Annotated in this window: 17 protein-coding genes and 1 riboswitch; of the genes, 16 read left to right on the top strand and 1 reads right to left on the bottom strand. The window is 44.8% G+C overall.

The window, feature by feature from the left end; translation table 11 throughout:
- Positions 1 to 38: 38 nt before the first annotated feature.
- The 13 genes from zapA to BQ4305_RS07140 all read left to right on the top strand — a co-directional run bounded on the left by zapA (position 39) and on the right by BQ4305_RS07140 (position 15,768).
- Positions 39 to 305: a cell division protein ZapA gene (gene zapA, locus BQ4305_RS07210; protein WP_110927165.1), complete on the top strand. Its 267-nt coding sequence runs from the start codon at positions 39 to 41 to the stop codon at positions 303 to 305.
- A gap of 1 nt (position 306) precedes the next feature.
- Positions 307 to 852: a CvpA family protein gene (locus tag BQ4305_RS07205; protein WP_110927164.1), complete on the top strand. Its 546-nt coding sequence runs from the start codon at positions 307 to 309 to the stop codon at positions 850 to 852.
- 656 nt (positions 853 to 1,508) lie between these two features.
- Positions 1,509 to 3,227 carry a DNA polymerase/3'-5' exonuclease PolX gene (gene polX, locus BQ4305_RS07195; protein WP_110927162.1) on the top strand — a complete coding sequence of 573 codons (1,719 nt, stop codon included), beginning with the start codon at positions 1,509 to 1,511 and terminating at the stop codon, positions 3,225 to 3,227.
- Positions 3,228 to 3,260: 33 nt separating this feature from the next.
- A complete protein-coding gene (locus BQ4305_RS07190) occupies positions 3,261 to 5,618 on the top strand; it encodes an endonuclease MutS2 (protein WP_110927161.1) in 2,358 nt (785 codons plus the stop codon).
- A gap of 100 nt (positions 5,619 to 5,718) precedes the next feature.
- Positions 5,719 to 6,117, top strand: coding sequence for a DUF350 domain-containing protein (locus BQ4305_RS07185; protein WP_110927160.1), 399 nt, complete (start codon positions 5,719 to 5,721; stop codon positions 6,115 to 6,117).
- 359 nt (positions 6,118 to 6,476) lie between these two features.
- Positions 6,477 to 8,174 (top strand): long-chain-fatty-acid--CoA ligase, encoded by a 1,698-nt coding sequence (locus BQ4305_RS07175; RefSeq protein ID WP_110927158.1) that lies wholly within the window; start codon positions 6,477 to 6,479, stop codon positions 8,172 to 8,174.
- Positions 8,175 to 8,356: 182 nt separating this feature from the next.
- Entirely contained in the window at positions 8,357 to 8,947 is a 591-nt protein-coding gene (locus BQ4305_RS07170; protein WP_110927157.1) for a TetR/AcrR family transcriptional regulator, read from the top strand.
- A gap of 118 nt (positions 8,948 to 9,065) precedes the next feature.
- Positions 9,066 to 9,839 (top strand): enoyl-CoA hydratase, encoded by a 774-nt coding sequence (locus BQ4305_RS07165; protein WP_110927156.1) that lies wholly within the window; start codon positions 9,066 to 9,068, stop codon positions 9,837 to 9,839.
- A 108-nt stretch (positions 9,840 to 9,947) separates the two neighbouring features.
- Positions 9,948 to 10,721 (top strand): electron transfer flavoprotein subunit beta/FixA family protein, encoded by a 774-nt coding sequence (locus tag BQ4305_RS07160; RefSeq protein ID WP_110927155.1) that lies wholly within the window; start codon positions 9,948 to 9,950, stop codon positions 10,719 to 10,721.
- Positions 10,722 to 10,795: 74 nt separating this feature from the next.
- Positions 10,796 to 11,773 carry an electron transfer flavoprotein subunit alpha/FixB family protein gene (locus tag BQ4305_RS07155; protein ID WP_110927154.1) on the top strand — a complete coding sequence of 326 codons (978 nt, stop codon included), beginning with the start codon at positions 10,796 to 10,798 and terminating at the stop codon, positions 11,771 to 11,773.
- Positions 11,774 to 11,957: 184 nt separating this feature from the next.
- Positions 11,958 to 12,272: a thioredoxin gene (trxA, locus tag BQ4305_RS07150; RefSeq protein ID WP_110927153.1), complete on the top strand. Its 315-nt coding sequence runs from the start codon at positions 11,958 to 11,960 to the stop codon at positions 12,270 to 12,272.
- Between the two features lie 138 nt (positions 12,273 to 12,410).
- Complete coding sequence (gene uvrC, locus BQ4305_RS07145; RefSeq protein WP_110927152.1) at positions 12,411 to 14,183, top strand: excinuclease ABC subunit UvrC; 1,773 nt, start codon at positions 12,411 to 12,413, stop codon at positions 14,181 to 14,183.
- A 63-nt stretch (positions 14,184 to 14,246) separates the two neighbouring features.
- A riboswitch (Lysine riboswitch) is annotated at positions 14,247 to 14,423 on the top strand.
- 112 nt (positions 14,424 to 14,535) lie between these two features.
- Positions 14,536 to 15,768 (top strand): aspartate kinase, encoded by a 1,233-nt coding sequence (locus BQ4305_RS07140; protein WP_110927151.1) that lies wholly within the window; start codon positions 14,536 to 14,538, stop codon positions 15,766 to 15,768.
- Between the two features lie 95 nt (positions 15,769 to 15,863).
- Here the strand turns inward: BQ4305_RS07140 and BQ4305_RS07135 are convergent, their stop codons facing one another.
- Positions 15,864 to 16,376 (bottom strand): YslB family protein, encoded by a 513-nt coding sequence (locus BQ4305_RS07135; RefSeq protein ID WP_324611569.1) that lies wholly within the window; start codon positions 16,374 to 16,376, stop codon positions 15,864 to 15,866.
- A gap of 375 nt (positions 16,377 to 16,751) precedes the next feature.
- Here BQ4305_RS07135 and BQ4305_RS07130 point away from each other — a divergent pair, with 375 nt between their 5' ends.
- The 3 genes from BQ4305_RS07130 to sdhB are packed head-to-tail and all read left to right on the top strand — an operon-like array spanning position 16,752 to position 19,949.
- Complete coding sequence (locus BQ4305_RS07130; RefSeq protein WP_110927150.1) at positions 16,752 to 17,363, top strand: succinate dehydrogenase cytochrome b558 subunit; 612 nt, start codon at positions 16,752 to 16,754, stop codon at positions 17,361 to 17,363.
- Between the two features lie 46 nt (positions 17,364 to 17,409).
- Complete coding sequence (gene sdhA / locus BQ4305_RS07125) at positions 17,410 to 19,161, top strand: succinate dehydrogenase flavoprotein subunit (protein WP_110927149.1); 1,752 nt, start codon at positions 17,410 to 17,412, stop codon at positions 19,159 to 19,161.
- A gap of 14 nt (positions 19,162 to 19,175) precedes the next feature.
- Entirely contained in the window at positions 19,176 to 19,949 is a 774-nt protein-coding gene (sdhB, locus tag BQ4305_RS07120; protein WP_110927148.1) for a succinate dehydrogenase iron-sulfur subunit, read from the top strand.
- Positions 19,950 to 21,402: the final 1,453 nt, after the last annotated feature.

Below are 21,402 nucleotides of genomic sequence, written 5' to 3'. Positions count from 1 at the left end.
GATAAGGAGAATGATTGACTAGATTGGAGGCATCATCCTTGTCTGACGAGAAACAGCGAAATAAAACGACAGTTGATATATATGGGCAGCAATACACGATCGTCGGTGAAGAAAGTCCAAGCCATATGCGTCTTGTCGCATCGATGGTGGATGATAAAATGCGTGAAATCAGCAGCAAGAATCCGAGCCTCGATATCAGCCGGCTGTCTGTTTTGACAGCTATTAATGCTATTCATGATTACTTAAAAGTAAAAGATGAATTGAACCAGCTTCAACTGGAATTAAAGAAAAGGACTGAAGAATAATATGTTTGATCTTCTTATCCTTGCGCTTTTGATCTTTGGTTTTTTGATTGGTCTAAAGCGCGGGTTTATTTTACAGGCGGTCCACTTAACAGGCTTTATTGTTGCCTTTGCGGTCGCTTATCTTTATTATGATGAACTTGCACCTAAATTGAAACTGTGGATTCCATTCCCTTCTTCAGGTGATACATCTTCTTTTGATATGTATTTTGATACGATAGGATTGGATACCGCTTATTATAATGCAATTGCCTTTGCTATTCTCTTCTTCATTACGAAAATCTTTTGGCATATGCTCGGGTCGATGGTTGATTTCATTGCCCACTTGCCAATATTGAAGCAGCTGAACCGATGGGGCGGCGGCATTTTCGGTTTTGCGGAAGTTTATTTGATTCTGTTCATTATATTATATATCATCGCACTTCTGCCAATGGAGAATATACAAGGATATTTAAATAATTCCATCCTGGCCGAGCTGATGGTGAAGCATACACCTTTCCTGTCAGATCAGGTACAAAGCTTATGGTTTGATCAGGAGCATTCTTTATAAAGCCTTAGACAAACTTAAAAAACATCAAATTTCTTTGAGAAATGTTGCCGCACCCCAAAAGTTAGAGTTCAAACTCTACCTTTGGGGTGTTTTTCTATGGTGAAATATAGTAAATGAAATTAAGAATCGTTATGGAATCTCTATCAGGTGGTTTAAGTTATCATCAATTCGCCCAAAATTACGGCATCCCAGATTGTTCGCCCATACAAAACTGTGTACGCTCTTATGAAAAATTTGGAGAAGTAGGCATTGAAAGGAACAAGTCTATTCAATCTTACTGTATTAAACTTTATAAAACATTTAGAAGCTTTTTACCATGATAGAGCGATTGAATTTAAAATAAATAACCCTTTTACAGATAACTTGGCGGGACGGCAAAATGAAACTTTTAGGCAGCTGTCCCGTATTCTAGCTGTGCTCTTTTTTTCTATGTTATGTAAGTTTTTTGGCATCTGATCTGAGAAGGCAGAGTTTTTCTGCCAGCCTGAACCCTTCAGAAAGGCCCGAGCTTGTCCGGAAAAGCAAAGCCGGCAGGGACCGGCTTTCTTTAAATACGGAGCGGAAGGGCATGGGCAGGTATATGCCGGGAAGTTGAACTTTCAGGGAAAGAGGGGTATCTTAGTAGAGATTAGAGACTTTTTTGGCAGGTGAAGAGAATGGCAATTAATAAAAAAGATATGATAAGACTGCTTGAAAAAATAGCGATATATATGGAATTAAAAGGGGAAAATCCATTTAAGGTTTCCGCTTTCAGAAAGGCAGCCGCGGCTCTGGAAACAGATGACCGCAGTCTGTCTGAAATAGATGATTTTACCGCATTAAATGGAATCGGAAAGGGTACGGCAGCCGTCATCGACGAGTACATTCAGGAAGGAAAATCAACCGTACTTGAGGAACTGCAGGAAGAAGTGCCAAAAGGGCTGATTCCGCTGCTGCAGCTTCAAGGATTAGGCGGCAAAAAGATTGCCAAGCTTCATAAAGAATTGCATGTGAATGATATACATGATTTACAAACCGCCTGTGAAGAAGGGCGGGTAAGCGCACTCGCCGGATTTGGCAAAAAGACGGAAGAAAAAATTCTGGCGGCGATTAAAGAAGCAGGTTCAAGGCCGGACCGTCTTCCGCTTGCCTTCATGCGGCCTATCGCTGACGATGTGGAAGCGGCATTGTCCAATATGGAGGACATCATTCGCTTTTCGAGAGCAGGCAGCATTAGAAGAATGAGGGAGACGATTAAAGATCTGGACTTCATTATTTCGAGCGATCATCCTGATAAAGTGAAGGAGCAGCTCCTTGCATTAAAGGGGATTAAACAGATTATTGCGGCCGGAGAGACGAAGGTCTCCCTTGTCCTTGATTATGAATATGATGTTTCCGTTGATTTCAGGATTGTAGCCGACCATGAGTTTATTACGACGCTTCATCATTTCACTGGATCGAAGGACCATAATGTGCGGATGAGGCAACTGGCAAAAGACCGGGGAGAAAAGATCAGTGAATATGGCGTAGAAATTATGGAAACAGGCGAAGTGCTGACTTTCGATACCGAAGAGGAATTCTATCAGCATTTCGGTCTTCCGTTTATCCCGCCGGAGCTGAGGGAGGATGGCACTGAGGTCGAATTATATGATGAGAGCGAGCCGCTGATTGAACTGGCTGATATTCAGGGGGATCTCCATATGCATACGACCTGGAGTGACGGCGCTTATTCAATTGAGGAAATGATTGAAGCGTGCCGGACGAAAGGGTATAAGTATATGGCGATCACAGACCATTCCCAGTATTTGAAAGTGGCGAACGGCCTGACGGAAGAACGTCTGCGCGAGCAGAAAGCCATTATTCATGATCTGAATGAGAAATATGAGGATATTACGATTTTGTCCGGAATTGAAATGGATATTCTGCCGGATGGTTCTCTTGATTTTGATAATGAATTGCTGGCAGAAATGGATTTGGTCATTGCCTCTATCCACTCCAGTTTTTCACAGCCAAGGGAAACGATTATGGAGCGATTAAGAACAGCTCTGGAAAACCCGCATGTAGACATCATTGCTCATCCAACAGGCAGGGTGATTGGCAGAAGAGCCGGCTATGAAGTCGATATGGATCTGCTTATTCAGCTGGCGAAGGAGACGGATACGGCGCTGGAATTGAACGCCAACCCTAATCGTCTGGATTTGGCAGCCCCTCATTTGAGGAAAGCCCAGGAAGCTGGCGTGTCCATTATAATCAATACAGATGCACACAGCATTGATATGCTTGAACATATGCCTGTCGGAGTTTCTGCAGCAAAAAAAGGCTGGATTCGGAAAGAGTCGGTGTTAAATGCGAAAAATCCCGATGAGTTTTTCCAGTTTTTAAAACGAAATGATTAATTTTTTTAAATAATAAGGAGGACTATCGACTCCATGCAGGATAAAGTACTGAGGACTTTGGAATTTCATAAAATAAAAGAAGAATTGCTTCACTATGCAACATCCTCTGTAGGAAAGGAAGCTGCCGGCGCCCTTCGCCCGTCTTCGGACCTGACAGAGGTGCAAAATTGGCAGGAAGAAACAGAAGAGGCGGCCAAAATCATCCGATTAAGAGGCTCTCTTCCGCTGGGCGGAATTTTTGATATCCGTCCCCAGGCTAAACGGGCTCAGATTGGCGGAATGATTTCGCCGACAGAGCTGATGGAAATTGCCAGCACCATCAGAGCGGGGCGCGTCCTTTCCCGTTTTTTCGAAGATCTTGCGGAACAGGAAATTGAAGTGCCTTTGCTTCAGGAATATATGTCCACGCTGAACCCGCTGGCAGAATTGCAGCAAAAAATCACGTTTGCCATCAGTGAGCACGGAACGGTTTTAGACTCAGCCAGCGATACACTGCGAGGTTTAAGAAACCAGCTCCGGACAAATGAAAGCCGGGTGCGGGAAAGACTGGAAAGTATGATCCGTTCCTCTAATGCGTCTAAAATGCTGTCCGATGCGATTGTGACCATTCGGAATGACCGCTTTGTTCTCCCTGTAAAGCAGGAATACCGCAGTGTGTACGGAGGGATCATCCATGATCAGTCATCTTCCGGCCAGACTTTGTTCATTGAACCGGAAGCGATTGTCCAGCTGAATAACTCACTGCAGGAAACTCGTGTGAAAGAACAGATGGAAATCGAACGGATCTTGCGTGAGCTGTCCAGCCATGTCGCTGCCTATACACCGGAGCTGTTTCAGAATGTAAAAGTGCTGGGGCATATTGATTTTGTCTCCGCAAAGGCAAAATATGCAAAAGCGATAAAAGGAACAAAGCCGTCTTTGAATGATGAAGGAAGAATCAAGTTTTTCAAGGCCAAACATCCATTGATTTCTGCTGATGAAGTGGTCGCCAATGACATTTTTCTCGGTGATGAATTTACGACCATCGTGATTACCGGACCGAATACAGGCGGGAAAACGGTAACATTGAAGACGACCGGTCTCTGTACGCTTATGGCTCAGTCCGGACTGCAGATTCCTGTGATGGATGGTTCGGAGGCAGCAGTGTTTGAAGATATTTTTGCCGATATTGGGGACGAGCAGTCGATTGAACAAAGTCTGAGCACCTTCTCTTCTCATATGGTGAATATTGTCGATATCCTGAAGAAGGTCAATCACCGCAGTCTGGTGCTGTTTGATGAACTTGGAGCCGGAACGGATCCGCAGGAAGGAGCGGCGCTTGCAATCTCCATCCTTGATGAAGTTTATCAAAGAGGCGCACGGGTTATTGCGACTACCCATTATCCTGAGCTAAAAGCCTATGGGTATGACCGTGAGGGTGTTATTAATGCCAGCGTTGAATTCGATGTGGAATCACTGCGCCCGACGTATAAACTGCTGATCGGAGTGCCGGGGCGAAGCAATGCCTTTGAAATTTCCAAAAGGCTTGGATTGAATGAGCATGTGATTGAGAATGCACGCAGTCATATTGGCGAAGACACGAACAAAGTGGAAAGCATGATTGCGTCGCTTGAAGAAAGCCGGAAGCAGGCAGAAGAAGAGGAACTGGAAGCTGCCGATTATCTAAAGCAGGCTGAAAGGCTCCATAAAGATTTGCAGCAGCAAGTCATTGCGTATTATGAAGAAAAAGACACGCTAATGGATAAAGCGGCTGCGGAGGCGGCGGCTCTCGTTGAAAAGGCGAGGGAAGAAGCGGAAGCGGTTATTTCAGAACTGCGTCGAATGCGGGTTGAAAAACAGGCAGATGTAAAAGAACATGAATTGATCGATGCCAGAAAACGGCTGGAGGATGCGGTTCCTGAACGGAAGAAGACCGCTGTTAAGGTTCCGGACAAACCAAAGAAAAGAGAACTGCGGCCTGGCGATGAAGTGAAAGTGCTGACCTTTGGTCAAAAAGGGCAGCTGCTGGAGAAGACGTCTAATCAGGAATGGCTCGTACAAATTGGTATCTTGAAAATGAAGGTGAAAGAAGCCGATCTGGAATTCCTTAAAGCTCCAAAGGAAAAAGACACGAAGCCCCTTACCACCATCAAGGGCAAGGATTATCATGTCAGTCTGGAACTTGACTTGCGCGGTGAGCGGTATGAGAACGCTCTTTCACGGGTGGAGAAATATGTGGATGATGCTTTGCTTGCCGGATATCCAAGAGTTTCCATTATACATGGCAAAGGAACAGGCGCCTTAAGGCAGGGCGTACAGGAATATTTGAAAAACCACCGATCTGTTAAAAGAATCCGTTTTGGAGAAGCAGGCGAAGGCGGAACAGGCGTGACCGTTGTAGAGTTTAAATAATAAGATAGGAAAAGCTTTTAGAGGGGATCCGGAAGTTACTTGCTGACGGATTTGATCTGTTCGGCAGGCTGCTGCCATAGCGGGAGTTGAGAGATAGAATATGTGGGAAAATGAGTATATATTTATTGCGGCTTGCTACAGTGTAGTGATTCTGTGCATGATCGTCTTTCTGGCCATTTTTGAGCTGGTCACAAAATATGAAAACTGGAAAGAGATCAAAAAGGGAAATCTGGCGGTTGCTATGGCAACAGGAGGAAAAATCTTTGGAATGGCCTATATATTCCAAAAGTCGATCCTGCAGCATGACTCGCTGTTCGTCATGATGGGCTGGGGAGTATTTGGTTTTGCCCTGCTGCTCGCCGGTTATTTTATTTTTGAATTCATGACGCCAAGTTTTAAAATTGATGAGGAAATTCAAAATGATAATCGGGCTGTCGGCTTTATGGCCATGATCATTTCCGTTGCCCTGTCATTTGTGATCGGCGCCGGGATATCATGAGGCAGCAGAAGGGGTGGTTTCCGTGGAGAAATTAGCCAAAATATTATTGGTCTGCTGCGGGGTCTTTTTCCTGCTGGGCATCCTGTATTTGTTTGTTTTTGCTTGAAGGAGAGGCATAATGCCCCTCCTTTTTTTGTACGGTTCCATATGTACCCAGCTCCTTTGGGTTTCTCCGGATGATTGTTTTTTTACTAGGACGAGAGAAGAAAGAATAGATATAGTAAAGAACGATTTTCTAATGTTGTTCTGGTTCGTGTTCTATTTTTATGCCTTTATTCAAAAATATGCTAAGAAATAATTGTCAGAAAATAACGAATAGACTATACTGAATGGGAATTATCTGAAGAGGAGGTTTTTTTATGAGCGAAAGGCCATGGCTTGCATTCTATCCTGAACAGGTTCCTCCCCATTTGTCCTATGGTGACAAGCCGCTGCATGCTTATTTGAAAGAAAGCGCCTTTAAGTTTCCAGATAAGGTCTCAATCCATTTTATGGGTAAAGAGCTCACGTTCAGGCAAGTGTACGAAGGAGCTCGGAAATTTGCCTCGTACCTATCGGGTCTGGGGCTTGAAAAAGGAGACCGGGTAGCCATTATGCTGCCGAACATGCCTTCATCGGTCATTAGCTATTTTGGTATTCTGATGGCAGGCGGTGTAGTTGTGCAGACCAACCCTACTTATACAGAGAGGGAGCTTGAATACCAGCTGAAAGATTCCGGCGCCAAAATGATCGTTACCTTGGATATTTTATTTCCGAGAGTTTCTTCTGTTGCCCCAAGAACAGCATTGTCAGAAATTATTATTACTGCAATCAAGGATTATCTTCCATTCCCCAAAAATCTGATTTACCCATTTATCCAAAAGAGAGAATATGGTCTGGCCGTCAAGGTGGAGCATAAAGGCAACCACCATTTGTTTAAAGAAATTATGAAGGAAGAGCTTCCGGAAGATGAGGAGTCTGTACCGGTGCATATTGAGGATCTTGCCCTGCTGCAATATACCGGAGGGACAACCGGCTTCCCAAAAGGCGTCATGCTCTCCCATAAAAACTTAATTGCCAATACGATGATGTGCAGGGCATGGCTGTATAAAATTAATCAGGGAGAAGAACGGATTCTTGGCATTCTTCCTTTTTTCCATGTGTACGGGATGACAACGGTACTGGTCCTGTCAGTCTTTGAAGGGAATAAGATGATTCTCCTGCCAAAATTTTCGGTGGATACAGCATTGAAAACCATCCAAAAGCAGAGGCCGACTATGTTCCCGGGAGCTCCGACGATTTATATCGGCCTCTTAAATCACCCTCACATTGATAAATATAACCTCTCCTCGATTAAGGCGTGCATAAGCGGATCGGCCCCGCTGCCACTGGAGGTCCAACAGAAATTTGAGGAGCGGACGGGCGGAAAAGTAGTGGAAGGGTACGGTCTCTCTGAAACGTCCCCTGTCACACATGTGAATCTCATCTGGGATGAACCGCAAAAAAAGGGAAGTATCGGGCTCCCGTGGCCGGATACAGATGCAGCCATCCTTTCGCTTGAGACAGGCGACCCGCTTCCCCCTGGAGAAATCGGGGAAATTGCCATCAAGGGTCCGCAGGTTATGAAAGGCTATTGGAACCGTCCGGAAGATACAGAAAACACCTTTAAGAATGGCTGGCTGCTGACTGGAGACCTGGGCTATATGGACGAAGAGGGATTCTTTTATGTAGTCGACCGAAAAAAAGACACGATCATCGCCGGAGGCTTCAATATTTATCCTCGAGAAGTAGAAGAAGTGCTTTATGAACATGAAGCCATCCTGGAGGCAGCAGTAGCCGGAATACCGGATCCTTACAGGGGAGAAACGGTCAAGGCTTTTGTCGTGCTGAAAGACGGGTATGATATTTCAGAAGAAGAGCTGGACGAATTCTGCCGGAAAAATCTGGCTTCCTACAAGGTGCCGAGAAAGTATGAATTTAGAGATGAGCTGCCAAAAACAACCGTTGGAAAAATTCTGCGCCGGGTTCTTATTGATGAAGAAAAGAAAAAATGGGAAGATGAAAGAAAGGAAGCGTAATACGCTGGGGCATCTTCCGGCCCCCGTCCGCTGACAGACTGGACAAGCTGTATTTTATCCCCTAAAATGAAGACATACAGGCAAGGCTGGGTGCCATATTTTCTGCTTGACACTAACTGTCATACACTTTATCATAAAATTATGAATGACTATTCATTCACTTTTTCTGAAAGGGGATCATCGTGAAACGCAACAGACCAAAGTATAAACAAATTATCGATGCAGCCGTTATCGTTATAGCGGAGAACGGCTACCATCAAGCGCAAGTGTCCAAAATTGCCAAACAGGCAGGTGTAGCGGACGGCACTATTTATCTTTATTTCAAAAATAAAGAAGATATACTCATCTCTATGTTCCAGGAAAAGATGGGCTATTTTGTAGAACAGATTCAAGAAGATCTTAAAGGGATCCACAAGGCATCTGATAAATTATCAGTGTTCATTCACAAGCATTTTAAAATCCTTTCAGAAGATGCGAACTTGGCTATCGTGACACAGTTGGAATTACGGCAGTCAAACAAGGAATTAAGAATGCGGATTAATGATTCTTTAAGAGGATACTTGGGTGTGATTGACGAAATTATTCAAGAAGGCATCGAAAATAAAGAGTTTTCTGACAGCCTGAACAGGAAGCTTGCGAGGCAGATGATCTTCGGGACCATTGATGAAACCGTGACGACTTGGGTCATGAATGATCAGAAGTATTCACTGTCAGATCTTGCTCCTGAAGTACACAGGCTGATCATCCATGGCTGCGGCCGGCCGACAGATTAAGAAGATTTGGGGATCTTCTCCCCAAGCTTCTTAAAATACAGCTGTGACAGCCATACATAAATACCCATTCAGAAAAGGAATGACCAGATTGATAGCTTTATAGCGGGGAGGGAATCAGATGGAATTTTTAAAGATTTCTATTGAAGATTATGTGGCGGTGATTACCATTGAAAGGCCGCCGGCCAATGCTCTTTCATCAGGAATGATTCTTGAGCTTTCAGAGGCATTTGATGAGATCAGGGGAAATGAGCAGGTCAGGTCGGTCCTCATCCATGGAGAAGGACGTTTTTTCTCCGCAGGAGCGGATATTAAGGAGTTTACGAGCGTGGAAAGCGGAGCGGTTTTCTCCGAGCTTGCCAGGAGAGGGCAGCGTGTATTTGAAAAAATCGAAACATTTGAAAAACCTGTGATAGCCGCAATCCATGGCGCCGCTTTAGGAGGCGGGCTGGAGCTTGCAATGGCCTGTCATATCCGGCTGGTTACTGAACAGGCAAAGCTTGGCCTGCCGGAACTGCAGCTCGGCATTATACCGGGTTTTGCCGGAACACAAAGGCTTCCCCGTTATGTAGGCACAGCCAAGGCGGCTGAAATGCTGTTTACCAGCGAGCCGATTAATGGCGCCGAAGCGGTTCGGTTAGGTTTGGCGAACCATGCCTATTCAGAAGAGGACCTGCTGCCGAAGGCTAAGGAAATGGCTGCTAAAATAGCCAAGAAAAGTCCGCTGGCTCTGAAACTGGCCGTCGAATTGCTGAGCTTTTCCAAACCTGACAGCTATTATAAAGGAGTGGAACAAGAAGCAGGAAATTTTGGGATAGCCTTTGATTCAGCTGATGGAAAAGAAGGAATTGCGGCTTTTATAGAAAAAAGAGAGCCTGTATTCAAAGGACAGTAAAGGGTTCTTTACCTTTCTGAAAGAATGAGAGACCGCTCTGGAAAATAGTCGTAAGGACAGGAATCTTTTGAAACATATTCATTCATATCAATTTTGGGAGGTTTTTTCATGAATATTTATGTGCTGCTGAAAAGAACGTTTGATACAGAAGAAAAAATCACACTTTCTAATGGGAAAATCAATGAAGACGGTGCGGAATTCATCATTAATCCTTATGATGAATATGCGGTGGAGGAAGCCATACAGGTACGGGATGCACAGGGAGGAGAAGTGACCGTTCTGTCTGTCGGCAGCGAAGAATCGGAAAAACAATTGCGTACAGCCCTGGCCATGGGGGCTGATAAGGCGGTGCTGATCAATATTGAGGATGATGTGGAAGAAGGCGACCAATTTACAACTGCAAGGATTATCGGAGAATATTTAAAAGATAAAGAAGCCGATTTAATTATTGCTGGAAACGTAGCGATTGACGGCGGATCCGGACAGGTAGGCCCGCGGGTAGCGGAATATTTGGATATCCCCTATGTGACGACAATTACGAGCCTTGAAATTGATGGACAAAATGTAAGCGTTATCCGAGATGTCGAAGGAGACTCCGAGACGATTGAAGCCTCCCTACCATTGCTTGTGACAGCACAGCAAGGGTTAAACGAGCCGCGGTACCCTTCTCTTCCAGGCATTATGAAGGCCAAGAAAAAACCTCTTGATGAAATAGAATTAGATGATCTGGATCTTGAAGAAGAGGATGTCGAGGCAAAAACGAAGACGCTGGAGATTTTCCTTCCGCCTAAGAAAGAAGCAGGAAAGATTCTGAGCGGAGAAATCAATGAACAGGCAGCAGAACTCGTGAAATTATTACGGACCGAAGCGAAAGTCATTTGATCTGACCGAGTCTGATCTATTCAGGAACAGTGTGATACTCATTACGATAAAAGAAAGCGCAGGAGGTTTTTATAATGGCTAAAAAGTTTCTCGTACTTGGAGAAGTTCGTGATGGTTCGTTAAGAAATGTATCTTTTGAAGCAATCGGTGCAGCAAAACTGGCCGCACAGGACGCTGAAATTGTAGCTGTCCTGGCAGGGGACGGCATCCAGGCGCTTGCAGAAGAAATGATTCAGTATGGAGCGGACCGCGTGGTCACTGCAGAAGATGCCAAGCTTGCCCACTATACATCTGATGGCTATGCCCAGGCGCTGCTTGCTGTCATTAGCCAGGAAAGTCCAGATGGGATTATTTTTGGACACACGGCTTTAGGGAAGGACCTGGCTCCGAAAATTGCTGCCCGGCTTGGCTCTGGTTTGATCTCTGATGTGACGACGATTGAAGAAGCTGGCGGCAATATCGTTTTCACCCGTCCCATCTATTCAGGAAAGGCATTTGAAAAGAAAATCGTGACGGACGGCGTTGTATTTGCGACGATTCGTCCGAACAACATTGAGCCGCTGGCTAAAGATGAGTCCAGGAGCGGGGATGTATCATCCGTTTCAGTTGAAATCACAAACCTCCGCACCATCATCAAAGACGTAGTCAGAAAGGCAAGCGAAGGAGTGGATCTTTCAGAGGCAAAAGTAATTGTTGCCGGGGGACGCGGCGTCAAGAGCGAGGACGGGTTCGAACCGTTAAAAGAGCTGGCACAGGTATTGAACGGCGCAGTCGGTGCATCCCGCGGGGCATGTGATGCCGAGTATTGCGATTACTCGCTTCAAATCGGTCAGACCGGGAAAGTGGTGACGCCCGATCTGTATATAGCCTGCGGAATTTCAGGTGCCATCCAGCACTTGGCCGGCATGTCCAATTCCAAGGTCATTGTGGCGATTAATAAAGATCCGGATGCCAATATCTTCAACGTGGCAGACTATGGAATTGTCGGAGACTTGTTTGAAGTAGTGCCGTTATTGACGGAAGAGTTCAGAAAAATAAAAGTGAACGCATAACCGAATAGGCAGGGCGCCCTGACATATGGCAAGGGCGCTTTCTTTATGAAAAAGAAGTCTCGTCCATGCGCATATTTTTTATAAGGACGGGTACTTTACCAATGAGGCAAAATAATGGCAACATTTTTTGATTCAATGGTATACTAACAATAGTTAACTGAGAAACATTTAGGAGGAATATATGATGGCGATTGTAAATACAACTGATAAAACGTTTACTGAAGATACGAAAGAAGGAGTAGTTCTAGTTGATTTTTGGGCACCATGGTGCGGACCTTGCAAAATGATCGCTCCTGTTCTTGAAGAATTAGACGGAGAACTTGACGGCAAAGCAAAAATCGTAAAAGTCGATGTAGACGAGAACCAAGAAACAGCAAGCAAATATGGAGTAATGAGCATCCCGACTTTACTTGTCTTGAAAAACGGCGAAGTTGTCGACAAGACTGTTGGATTCCAGCCAAAAGAAGCTCTTTCTGAATTGATCGCGAAACACGCGTAAGGAAACGGAAAGAGGAAGGAAGCTCCAGGCCAGCCGGCTTGGAGCTTTTTTCATCGGCAAATCAAGAATTCTCTCAGCTTGCGGCTGTCCCCGGACTGGATGATATAATGAATATACTATGGAAGAGGAGACTTGCTCATGAATAATCGAATAAAGAACAAACTTGCCCTCCTTCCAGATCAGCCAGGCTGCTATTTGATGAAGGACCGCCAGGGGACCATCATATATGTTGGGAAAGCCAAGGTGTTAAAGAACCGGGTAAGATCCTACTTCACAGGATCTCATAATGGCAAGACACTGAGACTTGTCAATGAAATCGAGGATTTTGAATACATTGTGACCTCCTCGAATATCGAGGCCCTTATCCTTGAATTGAATTTAATTAAAAAACATGATCCGAAATATAATATTATGCTGAAGGATGACAAGACGTATCCTTTCATTAAATTGACCTATGAAGAGCACCCCCGTCTGATTATCACCAGAAAAGTGAAAAAGGATAAAGGAAAATACTTCGGTCCTTATCCGAATGTTTTCGCAGCAAATGAAACAAAGAAGCTGCTTGACAGGATCTATCCTTTACGCAAATGCAATACCCTTCCGGACCGGGTCTGCCTGTATTACCATCTGGGACAATGCCTTGCCCCGTGTGTAAACAAAGTGGATGACGAAGAGTACCGCAAAATTACGGATGATATCTACCGTTTCTTGAATGGCGGGCATAAAGATATTAAGAAGGAATTGACCGAGCGTATGTACGCGGCTTCGGAAGATCTTGATTTTGAAAGGGCGAAGGAACTGCGGGATAAGATCGCCCATATTGATGTAACGATGGAAAAACAGAAAATGATGACCAATGATTTCACGGATCGTGATGTCTTTGGCTATGCCTATGATAAAGGCTGGATGTGTGTACAGGTGTTCTTTGTCCGCCAGGGAAAACTGATCGAACGGGATGTATCCCTGTTCCCGGCCTATGATGAACCCGATCAGGAGCTTTTGACCTTTCTTGGACAGTTCTATGAAATGAACAGCCATTTTAAGCCAAAAGAAATCCTTTTGCCGGAGTCGGTGGATGCGGCGATGGCAGAAACTTTTCTCGGTGTAAAGACGATTCATCCAAAAAGAGGCCAGAAAAAGGATTTGCTCCGTCTCGCCAATAAGAATGCCAAGATTGCACTTGAAGAGAAATTCTCCCTGATCGAACGGGATGAAGAAAGGTCTATCAAAGCGGTAGAAAATTTGGGCCGGCAGCTTGGAATCTTTACGCCGCATCGAATTGAGGCCTTTGATAACTCCAATATTCAAGGTACTGACCCGGTCTCGGCGCTGGTTGTTTTTATTGATGGCAAACCGTATAAAAAAGATTATCGAAAATATAAAATCAAATCTGTCCAGGGGCCGGATGACTATGAATCGATGCGGGAAGTGGTCCGCCGAAGGTATTCCAGAGTGCTGAAGGAAAATCTTCCGCTTCCTGACCTGATTATCATTGATGGAGGAAAAGGCCATGTGGAGGCAGTCAGAGATATTCTGGAAAATGAATTAGGCCTGGAAATTCCGCTTGCCGGGCTGGTCAAAGACGAAAAGCACAGGACTTCCAATCTGATGATTGGCAGCCCGTTGGAAATCGTGCCTCTGGACCATCGAAGCCAGGAATTTTATCTGATGCAGAGAATCCAAGATGAAGTTCATAGGTTTGCGATTACCTTTCACCGTCAGCTGAGGGGGAAAGGGGCGATCCAGTCCAAGCTGGATGAGATTCCGGGTGTTGGAGAAAAACGAAAGAAACAGCTGCTGAAGCACTTTGGTTCCTTAAAGAAAATAAAGGAAGCCAGTGTGGAGGATATCATAAAAGCGGGGATGCCGAAGAAAGTAGCAGAAGAAATTTTGAGCAAATTGTCTGAATAATCCTTGTCAGATAGTTTCCCCCGTGATATAATCGATTAGAATTTTAAAACATGACAACTTAAAAGTGCTGATAGAGGTGCGAGATCTATAAGTAAAGGCCTGGAGAAGAGTGAGCTTCCGAGAAGGGTCTTGAAAGGAGAAATCGCCGAAGGGGAATAAGACTCATAACTTGTTCTCCTGGTCTGACATTGAATAAATGGCAGGCTGTCAGGATGTATGTCCTGGAGAGCTATCTCACTGTTTGATACCGTATAATGCAACGTGGTAAAAGGCAATGGGATACTTCTCATTGCCTTTTTTTGTTGTCTGAAAATCTATCGTATTAACGGAATTTTAGAAAGGGTGCATCAGAGTGGGATTGATTGTTCAGAAATTTGGCGGTACGTCGGTAGGAGATGTAACAAAAATTAAGCATGTGGCGACCCGTGTGATTGAGGAAGCGGAAAAAGGAAATGATGTTGTTGTCGTTGTTTCGGCCATGGGCAAAACTACAGATAAATTGGTAGGCATGGCAAATGAAATTACAGCATCACCGAGTAAGCGGGAAATGGACATGCTTCTGACAACAGGTGAACAGGTTACCATCTCACTTTTAACGCTTGCGCTGATTGAGGAAGGCCATCAGGCTGTTTCTTATACAGGCTGGCAGGCCGGAATGCAAACGGAATCTGTCCATGGAAATGCCCGTATCCTCCATATTGAAACTGAAAAAATTGAGCAAAGGCTTCAGGAAGGGAAGATTGTGGTTGTAGCAGGATTTCAGGGAATGGATGAAGCGGGAGAAATCACCACGTTAGGCCGGGGAGGCTCGGATACAACAGCTGTAGCGCTTGCGGCAGCACTGAAAGCAGACCGCTGTGATATTTACACAGATGTGACTGGCGTGTTCACGACCGATCCCCGTTATATTAAGGAAGCACGTAAATTACTTTCTGTTTCGTATGATGAGATGCTTGAGCTTGCGAACCTCGGAGCAGGTGTTCTGCACCCGCGGGCGGTTGAGTTTGCTAAAAATTATCATATTCCGCTAGTCGTACGGTCCAGCATGGAGAGAGAATCAGGAACAATCATAGAGGAGGAAGCAACAATGGAAGAAAATTTAATCGTACGGGGAATTGCCTTTGAAGATCGGATTACAAGAGTGACGCTGCACGGAATCTCCCGTTCTCTGGGTATATTATCAACTATTTTTACTACATTGGCCAAAAATCATATTAATGTCGATATCATTATTCAGAGTATGACGGCTGAACAGACGACAAATCTATCTTTCTCGATCAAAAGCGATGATGTGGAAGAAACGATTCAAGTCCTGGAAAAAAATCGGGCAGAGCTGGAGTTCGAGCGAATTGAGACAGAAGAAGGTCTGGCGAAAGTTTCCATCGTGGGGTCTGGAATGGTTTCGAATCCGGGAGTGGCAGCTGAAATGTTCGAAGTGATGGCGAATACAGGCATCCAGGTGAGAATGGTCAGCACTTCGGAAATCAAAGTTTCGACAGTCATTAATGAAAAAGAAATGGTGAAGGCTGTCGAAGCGCTCCATACTGCTTTCCGTCTGGGAAATCCAGCTGAAGCACGCGTATAAAGGATAAAAAGGGGAGGCAGAGGCAAAGAGATATTTTTGTAAAATAACAAAAAATAACCAGACTTACATCGGTAAGCCTGGTTATCGGCAAGCCGTCAAACAGGATCTTTAGGATCCCATTGAACGGTAAACAAAACTTTTTTCGCCCTGCCTTTGATTTCTTCAGTTGCTTCAGAGCGGCATTTTTTCAAGAGAGTGCACTGTTCGGCAAGAAAACCGGCCTCGAGCTGGAAATTGCAGTCCGCATGCAGTGAAAGCCGGCGTGCCGGATATTCTCCGGAAAGGGACAGCTCGATCTCCGTCTTGGATTCTTTAAGGATTTCAAGATGGCCCCAGCCTGCGCTGCGGAAAAAGATGATGATGTCCTGGAACTGGCTGAGGGGGAACTGCCTGGCAAGCTTCTTTCCGGCCCAGTATAGGAGATGGGGGGAATCTTTGCCAAGAAGATCATTCAGCAGCACTTCACGGATTAATTCATAGCCGAATACCGGCATTTGAGGTTCCTGATCTGTTCTGCTCTCCTGTTCATTTTCAGTTGGAATGGATTCATTTTCATTTTCTATTTGGGTTTCAGCTTCTTCAAGAATTGGAGATAACTGTTTTTTCATGGTTCATCGCCTCTTTCTATGAATCTATTATAAACAATTTTCCTTTTGATGCTGTACTATTTTATGCTTTCTTTTTTGTTACGGCGGAATTATGCTGCAATAAAAAGAATGGCTGCGGAAATTATCGGATATTTCCATAGATTGTTAATTGTTGAACTTGTCCAAAAAACAGCAGAAACTAATTGAAAATTTTCTATTCTAAAAAAAGAAATCTTGTATCCGTTTTCTTGACGCCTTGAAAAGTCAGGAGTAAAATGAACATGTCACATAATTGTAAGAAAGTGTAGAAAAATCTACAGTTTCTTAAAGCGGAGGTAAAGGGTAGCCACCAGTTTATCTTTGCATGATTTTTCACAAATTAAGGGGGGGCACTTAGTGGCACAAAATCGCGAATTTGGGAACCGAAGGCTTCATTCACTACTGGGAGTAATACCGATTGGACTGTTCTTGATCGAGCATCTAATCACAAACTACATGGCAACAATAGGACCGGAAAAATTTAATTCCGCAGCTCTTTTCTTGGAAGAACTGCCTTTTAGATATTTCCTTGAGATTTTTCTGATTTTCTTGCCTTTGATCTTTCATGCTGTCTATGGCATATACATAGCATTCACAGCGAAAAATAACCTTGGAAGATTCTCATTTTTCCGAAACTGGATGTTTATGCTTCAGCGTTTAACAGGAATCATTACGTTAATCTTTATTATTTGGCATGTATGGTCTACTAGAATCCAAGTTTTCTTTGGAGCGGAAGTAAACTATGACATGATGGCAGATATTTTCCAAAGCAATTTCATGATTGCGTTCTACATTGTGGGTGTTGTTTCAGCAATTTTCCACTTTGCTAATGGACTTTGGTCATTTGCGGTTACTTGGGGATTAACCGTTTCTCCTAAATCACAAAGAATTATGACATATGTAACAATGATCATATTCCTTCTTCTTTCGTATGTAGGTGTAAGTGCGATTTTTGCTTTTGTAAGATAAGTAGAGTATAAGAATGATTTATTAAGGAATTAAGGGAGTGAGCAAGATGGCTAAAGGTAAAGTTATTGTCGTAGGTGGCGGTCTGGCTGGATTAATGGCTACCATCAAAGCAGCAGAAGCAGGACAGCCGGTTGATTTATTTTCATTGGTGCCTGTAAAACGTTCTCACTCTGTTTGTGCCCAAGGCGGAATAAACGGAGCAGTTAATACAAAAGGTGAAGGGGATTCTCCATGGATCCACTTTGATGATACAGTATATGGCGGAGATTTCTTGGCAAACCAGCCGCCGGTAAAAGCAATGTGTGAAGCAGCTCCATCCATCATTCACATGTTTGACCGTATGGGTGTTATGTTTAACCGTACTCCGGAAGGACTTCTTGACTTCCGCCGTTTCGGAGGAACTCAGCATCACCGTACAGCGTTTGCCGGAGCTACAACAGGACAGCAGCTGCTGTATGCATTGGACGAGCAGGTTCGCCGTTATGAAGTAGAAGGACTTGTTACGAAATATGAAGGCTGGGAATTCCTTGGAGCAGTTATCGATGATGAGCAGACAGCACGCGGTATCGTTGCGCAGAACCTGACAACAATGGAAATCCAATCATTCCCTGGTGATGCGGTCATTATGGCAAGCGGCGGCCCTGGAATCATTTTCGGTAAATCAACAAACTCCATGATCAATACAGGATCAGCAGCATCTATCGTGTATCAGCAAGGTGTTCATTATGCAAACGGCGAAATGATCCAAATTCACCCAACAGCAATTCCTGGAGACGACAAGCTTCGTCTGATGAGTGAATCTGCACGCGGTGAAGGCGGACGTGTCTGGACATATAAAGACGGTAAGCCTTGGTACTTCCTAGAAGAGAAATATCCTGCATACGGAAACCTTGTGCCTCGTGATATTGCGACTCGTGAAATCTTCGATGTCTGCATCAATCAGAAGCTCGGCATTAACGGTGAAAACATGGTATACCTGGATCTATCTCATAAGGATCCAAAAGAACTTGATATCAAATTGGGCGGAATTATTGAGATTTACGAGAAATTCCAAGGGGAAGATCCTCGTAAAGTGCCTATGAAAATTTTCCCTGCTGTTCACTATTCAATGGGCGGACTTTGGGTAGATTATAATCAAATGACAAACATCAAAGGCCTTTTCGCTGCAGGTGAGTGTGATTACTCTCAGCACGGTGCGAACCGTCTCGGTGCAAACTCTCTTCTATCTGCGATCTACGGCGGATCAGTTGCGGGACCGAATGCTGTTAAGTATATCGAAGGTCTTGAAAAGTCTGTTGACTCTCTTTCTTCTTCCCTGTTTGACGGTTATGTTAAACAAGAACAAGAAAAATGGAACAGCATCATGTCTCTAGACGGCACAGAAAATGCTTATGTTCTTCACAAAGAATTGGGAGAATGGATGACGAAGAACGTAACAGTTGTTCGTTACAATGATAAATTGAAAGAAACAGATAATAAGATCGTTGAGCTAATGGAACGTTACAAAAATATCAACATTAATGATACTTCTAAGTGGAGCAATCAGGGCGCTGCCTTCACAAGACAGCTTTCTAACATGCTTCAATTAGCTCGTGTTATCACAATCGGTGCTTTAAACCGGGATGAAAGCCGCGGAGCCCACTACAAGCCGGACTTCCCAGAGCGCGATGACGAGAACTTCATGAAAACGACTATGGCTACATTCAAAGGACACGATCAGGCACCAGCCTTCCATTATGAAGATATTGATGTATCACTGATCGCACCGCGTAAACGTGATTACACTACAAAACATTAAGAGGGGGAGCAAAAATGGCTGCTACTAAAACTGAGAATAAAACAGTCCGGTTTATCATTACTCGTCAAGATACTCCTGATTCAGCTCCTTATGATCAGGAATTTGATTTACCATACCGTCCAAATATGAACGTGATTTCTGCCCTTATGGAAATCAGACGTAATCCAACAACAGCAGACGGTAAGAAAACAACAGCAATTGCTTGGGATATGAACTGTTTGGAAGAAGTGTGCGGAGCATGTTCAATGGTTATCAACGGTAAGCCAAGACAGTCATGTACTGCATTGGTTGACCAATTGGAACAGCCAATCCGTCTTGCACCGATGCGCACATTCCCGGTTATCCGTGACTTGCAGGTTGACCGAAGCCGCATGTTCGATTCCTTGAAAAAGGTTAAAGCATGGATTCCGATTGACGGAACGTATAACCTTGGACCAGGACCGCGTATGCCTGAGAAGAAACGTCAATGGGCATATGAATTATCTAAATGTATGACGTGCGGAGTATGTTTAGAGGCCTGCCCGAACGTGAACTCAAACTCTAACTTCATCGGACCTCAGCCGCTGTCTCAAGTTCGTTTGTTCAATGCGCATCCAACAGGTGCCATGAATAAAGCTGAACGTTTGAATGCAATCATGACAGACGGAGGGCTTGCTAACTGCGGTAACTCACAAAACTGTGTGCAGTCTTGTCCGAAAGGAATTCCGTTGACTACTTCAATCGCTGCTTTGAACCGTGATACTGCGATTCAGCAATTCCGTAACTTCTTCGGAAGCGATCAAGTTTAATAGAAACAGAGAAAACACCCGAGCCAGACGGCCCGGGTGTTTTTTTGGTGGAGGAAAGATGGCAGGCTGTTTGTTTCCTGTCTGAGGCTATGTAAAATTCTGCTGTGCATGTAACGATAGCTCATTTCCGCTTTAGTAGCTCGCTTTCCGCGGGCGGTCCGGAAGCTTCCTCGTCGCCTCTGTCTCCTGCGGGATCTCCCCAGGACGCGCTGATTCCGCACGAGTCTCGCGTCTTCCGCTGCAATTTTGGATGAAAGCCATTGGACTTTAACCACAGAAAATGGAGAGGCTGGGAAGTATAAAAAATTTTGCGGAACAAGTAAAGTTAAACTCATTTCCGCTTTAGTAGCTCGCTTTCCGCGGGCGGTCCGGAAGCTTCCTCGTCGCCTTTGTCTCCTGCGGGATCTCCCCAGGACGCGCTGATTCCGCAGGAGTCTCGCGTCTTCCGCTGCAATTTGGGATGAAAAACATTGAGCATTAACCACAGAAAATGGGGAGGCTGGGAAGTATAAAAAATAGTGCGGAACAAGTAAAGTTAAACTCATTTTCGCTCAGAAGCTCGCTTTCCGCGGGCGGTCCGGAAGCTTCCTCGTCGCCTCTGTCTCCTGCGGGATCTCCCCAGGACGCGCTGATTCCGCAGGAGTCTCGCGTCTTCCGCTGCAATTTTGGGTGAAAGTCATTGAGCATTAACCACAGAAATGGAGAGGCTAGGAAGTATAAAAATTTTTGCGGAACAAGTAAAGTTGACTCATTTTCGCTGCAGAAGCTCGCTTTCCGCGGGCGGTCCGGAAGCTTCCTCGTCGCCTTTGTCTCCTGCGGGATCTCCCCAGGACGCGCTGATTCCGCAGGAGTCTCGCGTCTTCCGCTGCAATTTTGGGTGAAAGTCATTGAGCATTAACCACAGAAATGGAGAGGCTAGGAAGTATAAAAAAATTTGCGGAACAAGTAAAGTTAAACTCATTTCCGCTGCAGAAGCTCGCTTTCCGCGGGCGGTCCGGAAGCTTCCTCGTCGCCTTTGTCTCCTGCGGGATCTCCCCAGGACGCGCTGATTCCGCAGGAGTCTCGCGTCTTCCGCTGCAATTTTGGATGAAAAACATTGAGCATTAACCACAGAAAATGGAGAGGGTAAGAAGTATAAAAAATTTTGCGGAACAAGTAAAGTTAAACTCATTTTCGCTTTAGTAGCTCGCTTTCCGCGGGCGGTCCGGGAGCTTCCTCGTCGCCTCTGTCTCCTGCGGGATCTCCCCAGGACGCGCTGATTCCGCAGGAGTCTCGCGTCTTCCGCTGCAATTTTGGGTGAAAGTCATTGAGTTTTAACAACATGAAGAAACAGAGAAGTATAAAAAATTCTGTAGCGAATATGAAGTTAACTTATTTCTGCTTTAGAAGCTCGCTTTCCGCGGGCGGTCCTTATATTTTCTCCGGCAAATGCATTGTAGCAATTTCATCATCT

The sequence above is a fragment of the Bacillus massiliglaciei genome (assembly GCF_900098925.1).
Classification (GTDB): Bacteria; Bacillota; Bacilli; order Bacillales; family DSM-1321; genus Peribacillus; species Peribacillus massiliglaciei.
This window is presented reverse-complemented; position numbering and strand designations above follow the sequence as displayed.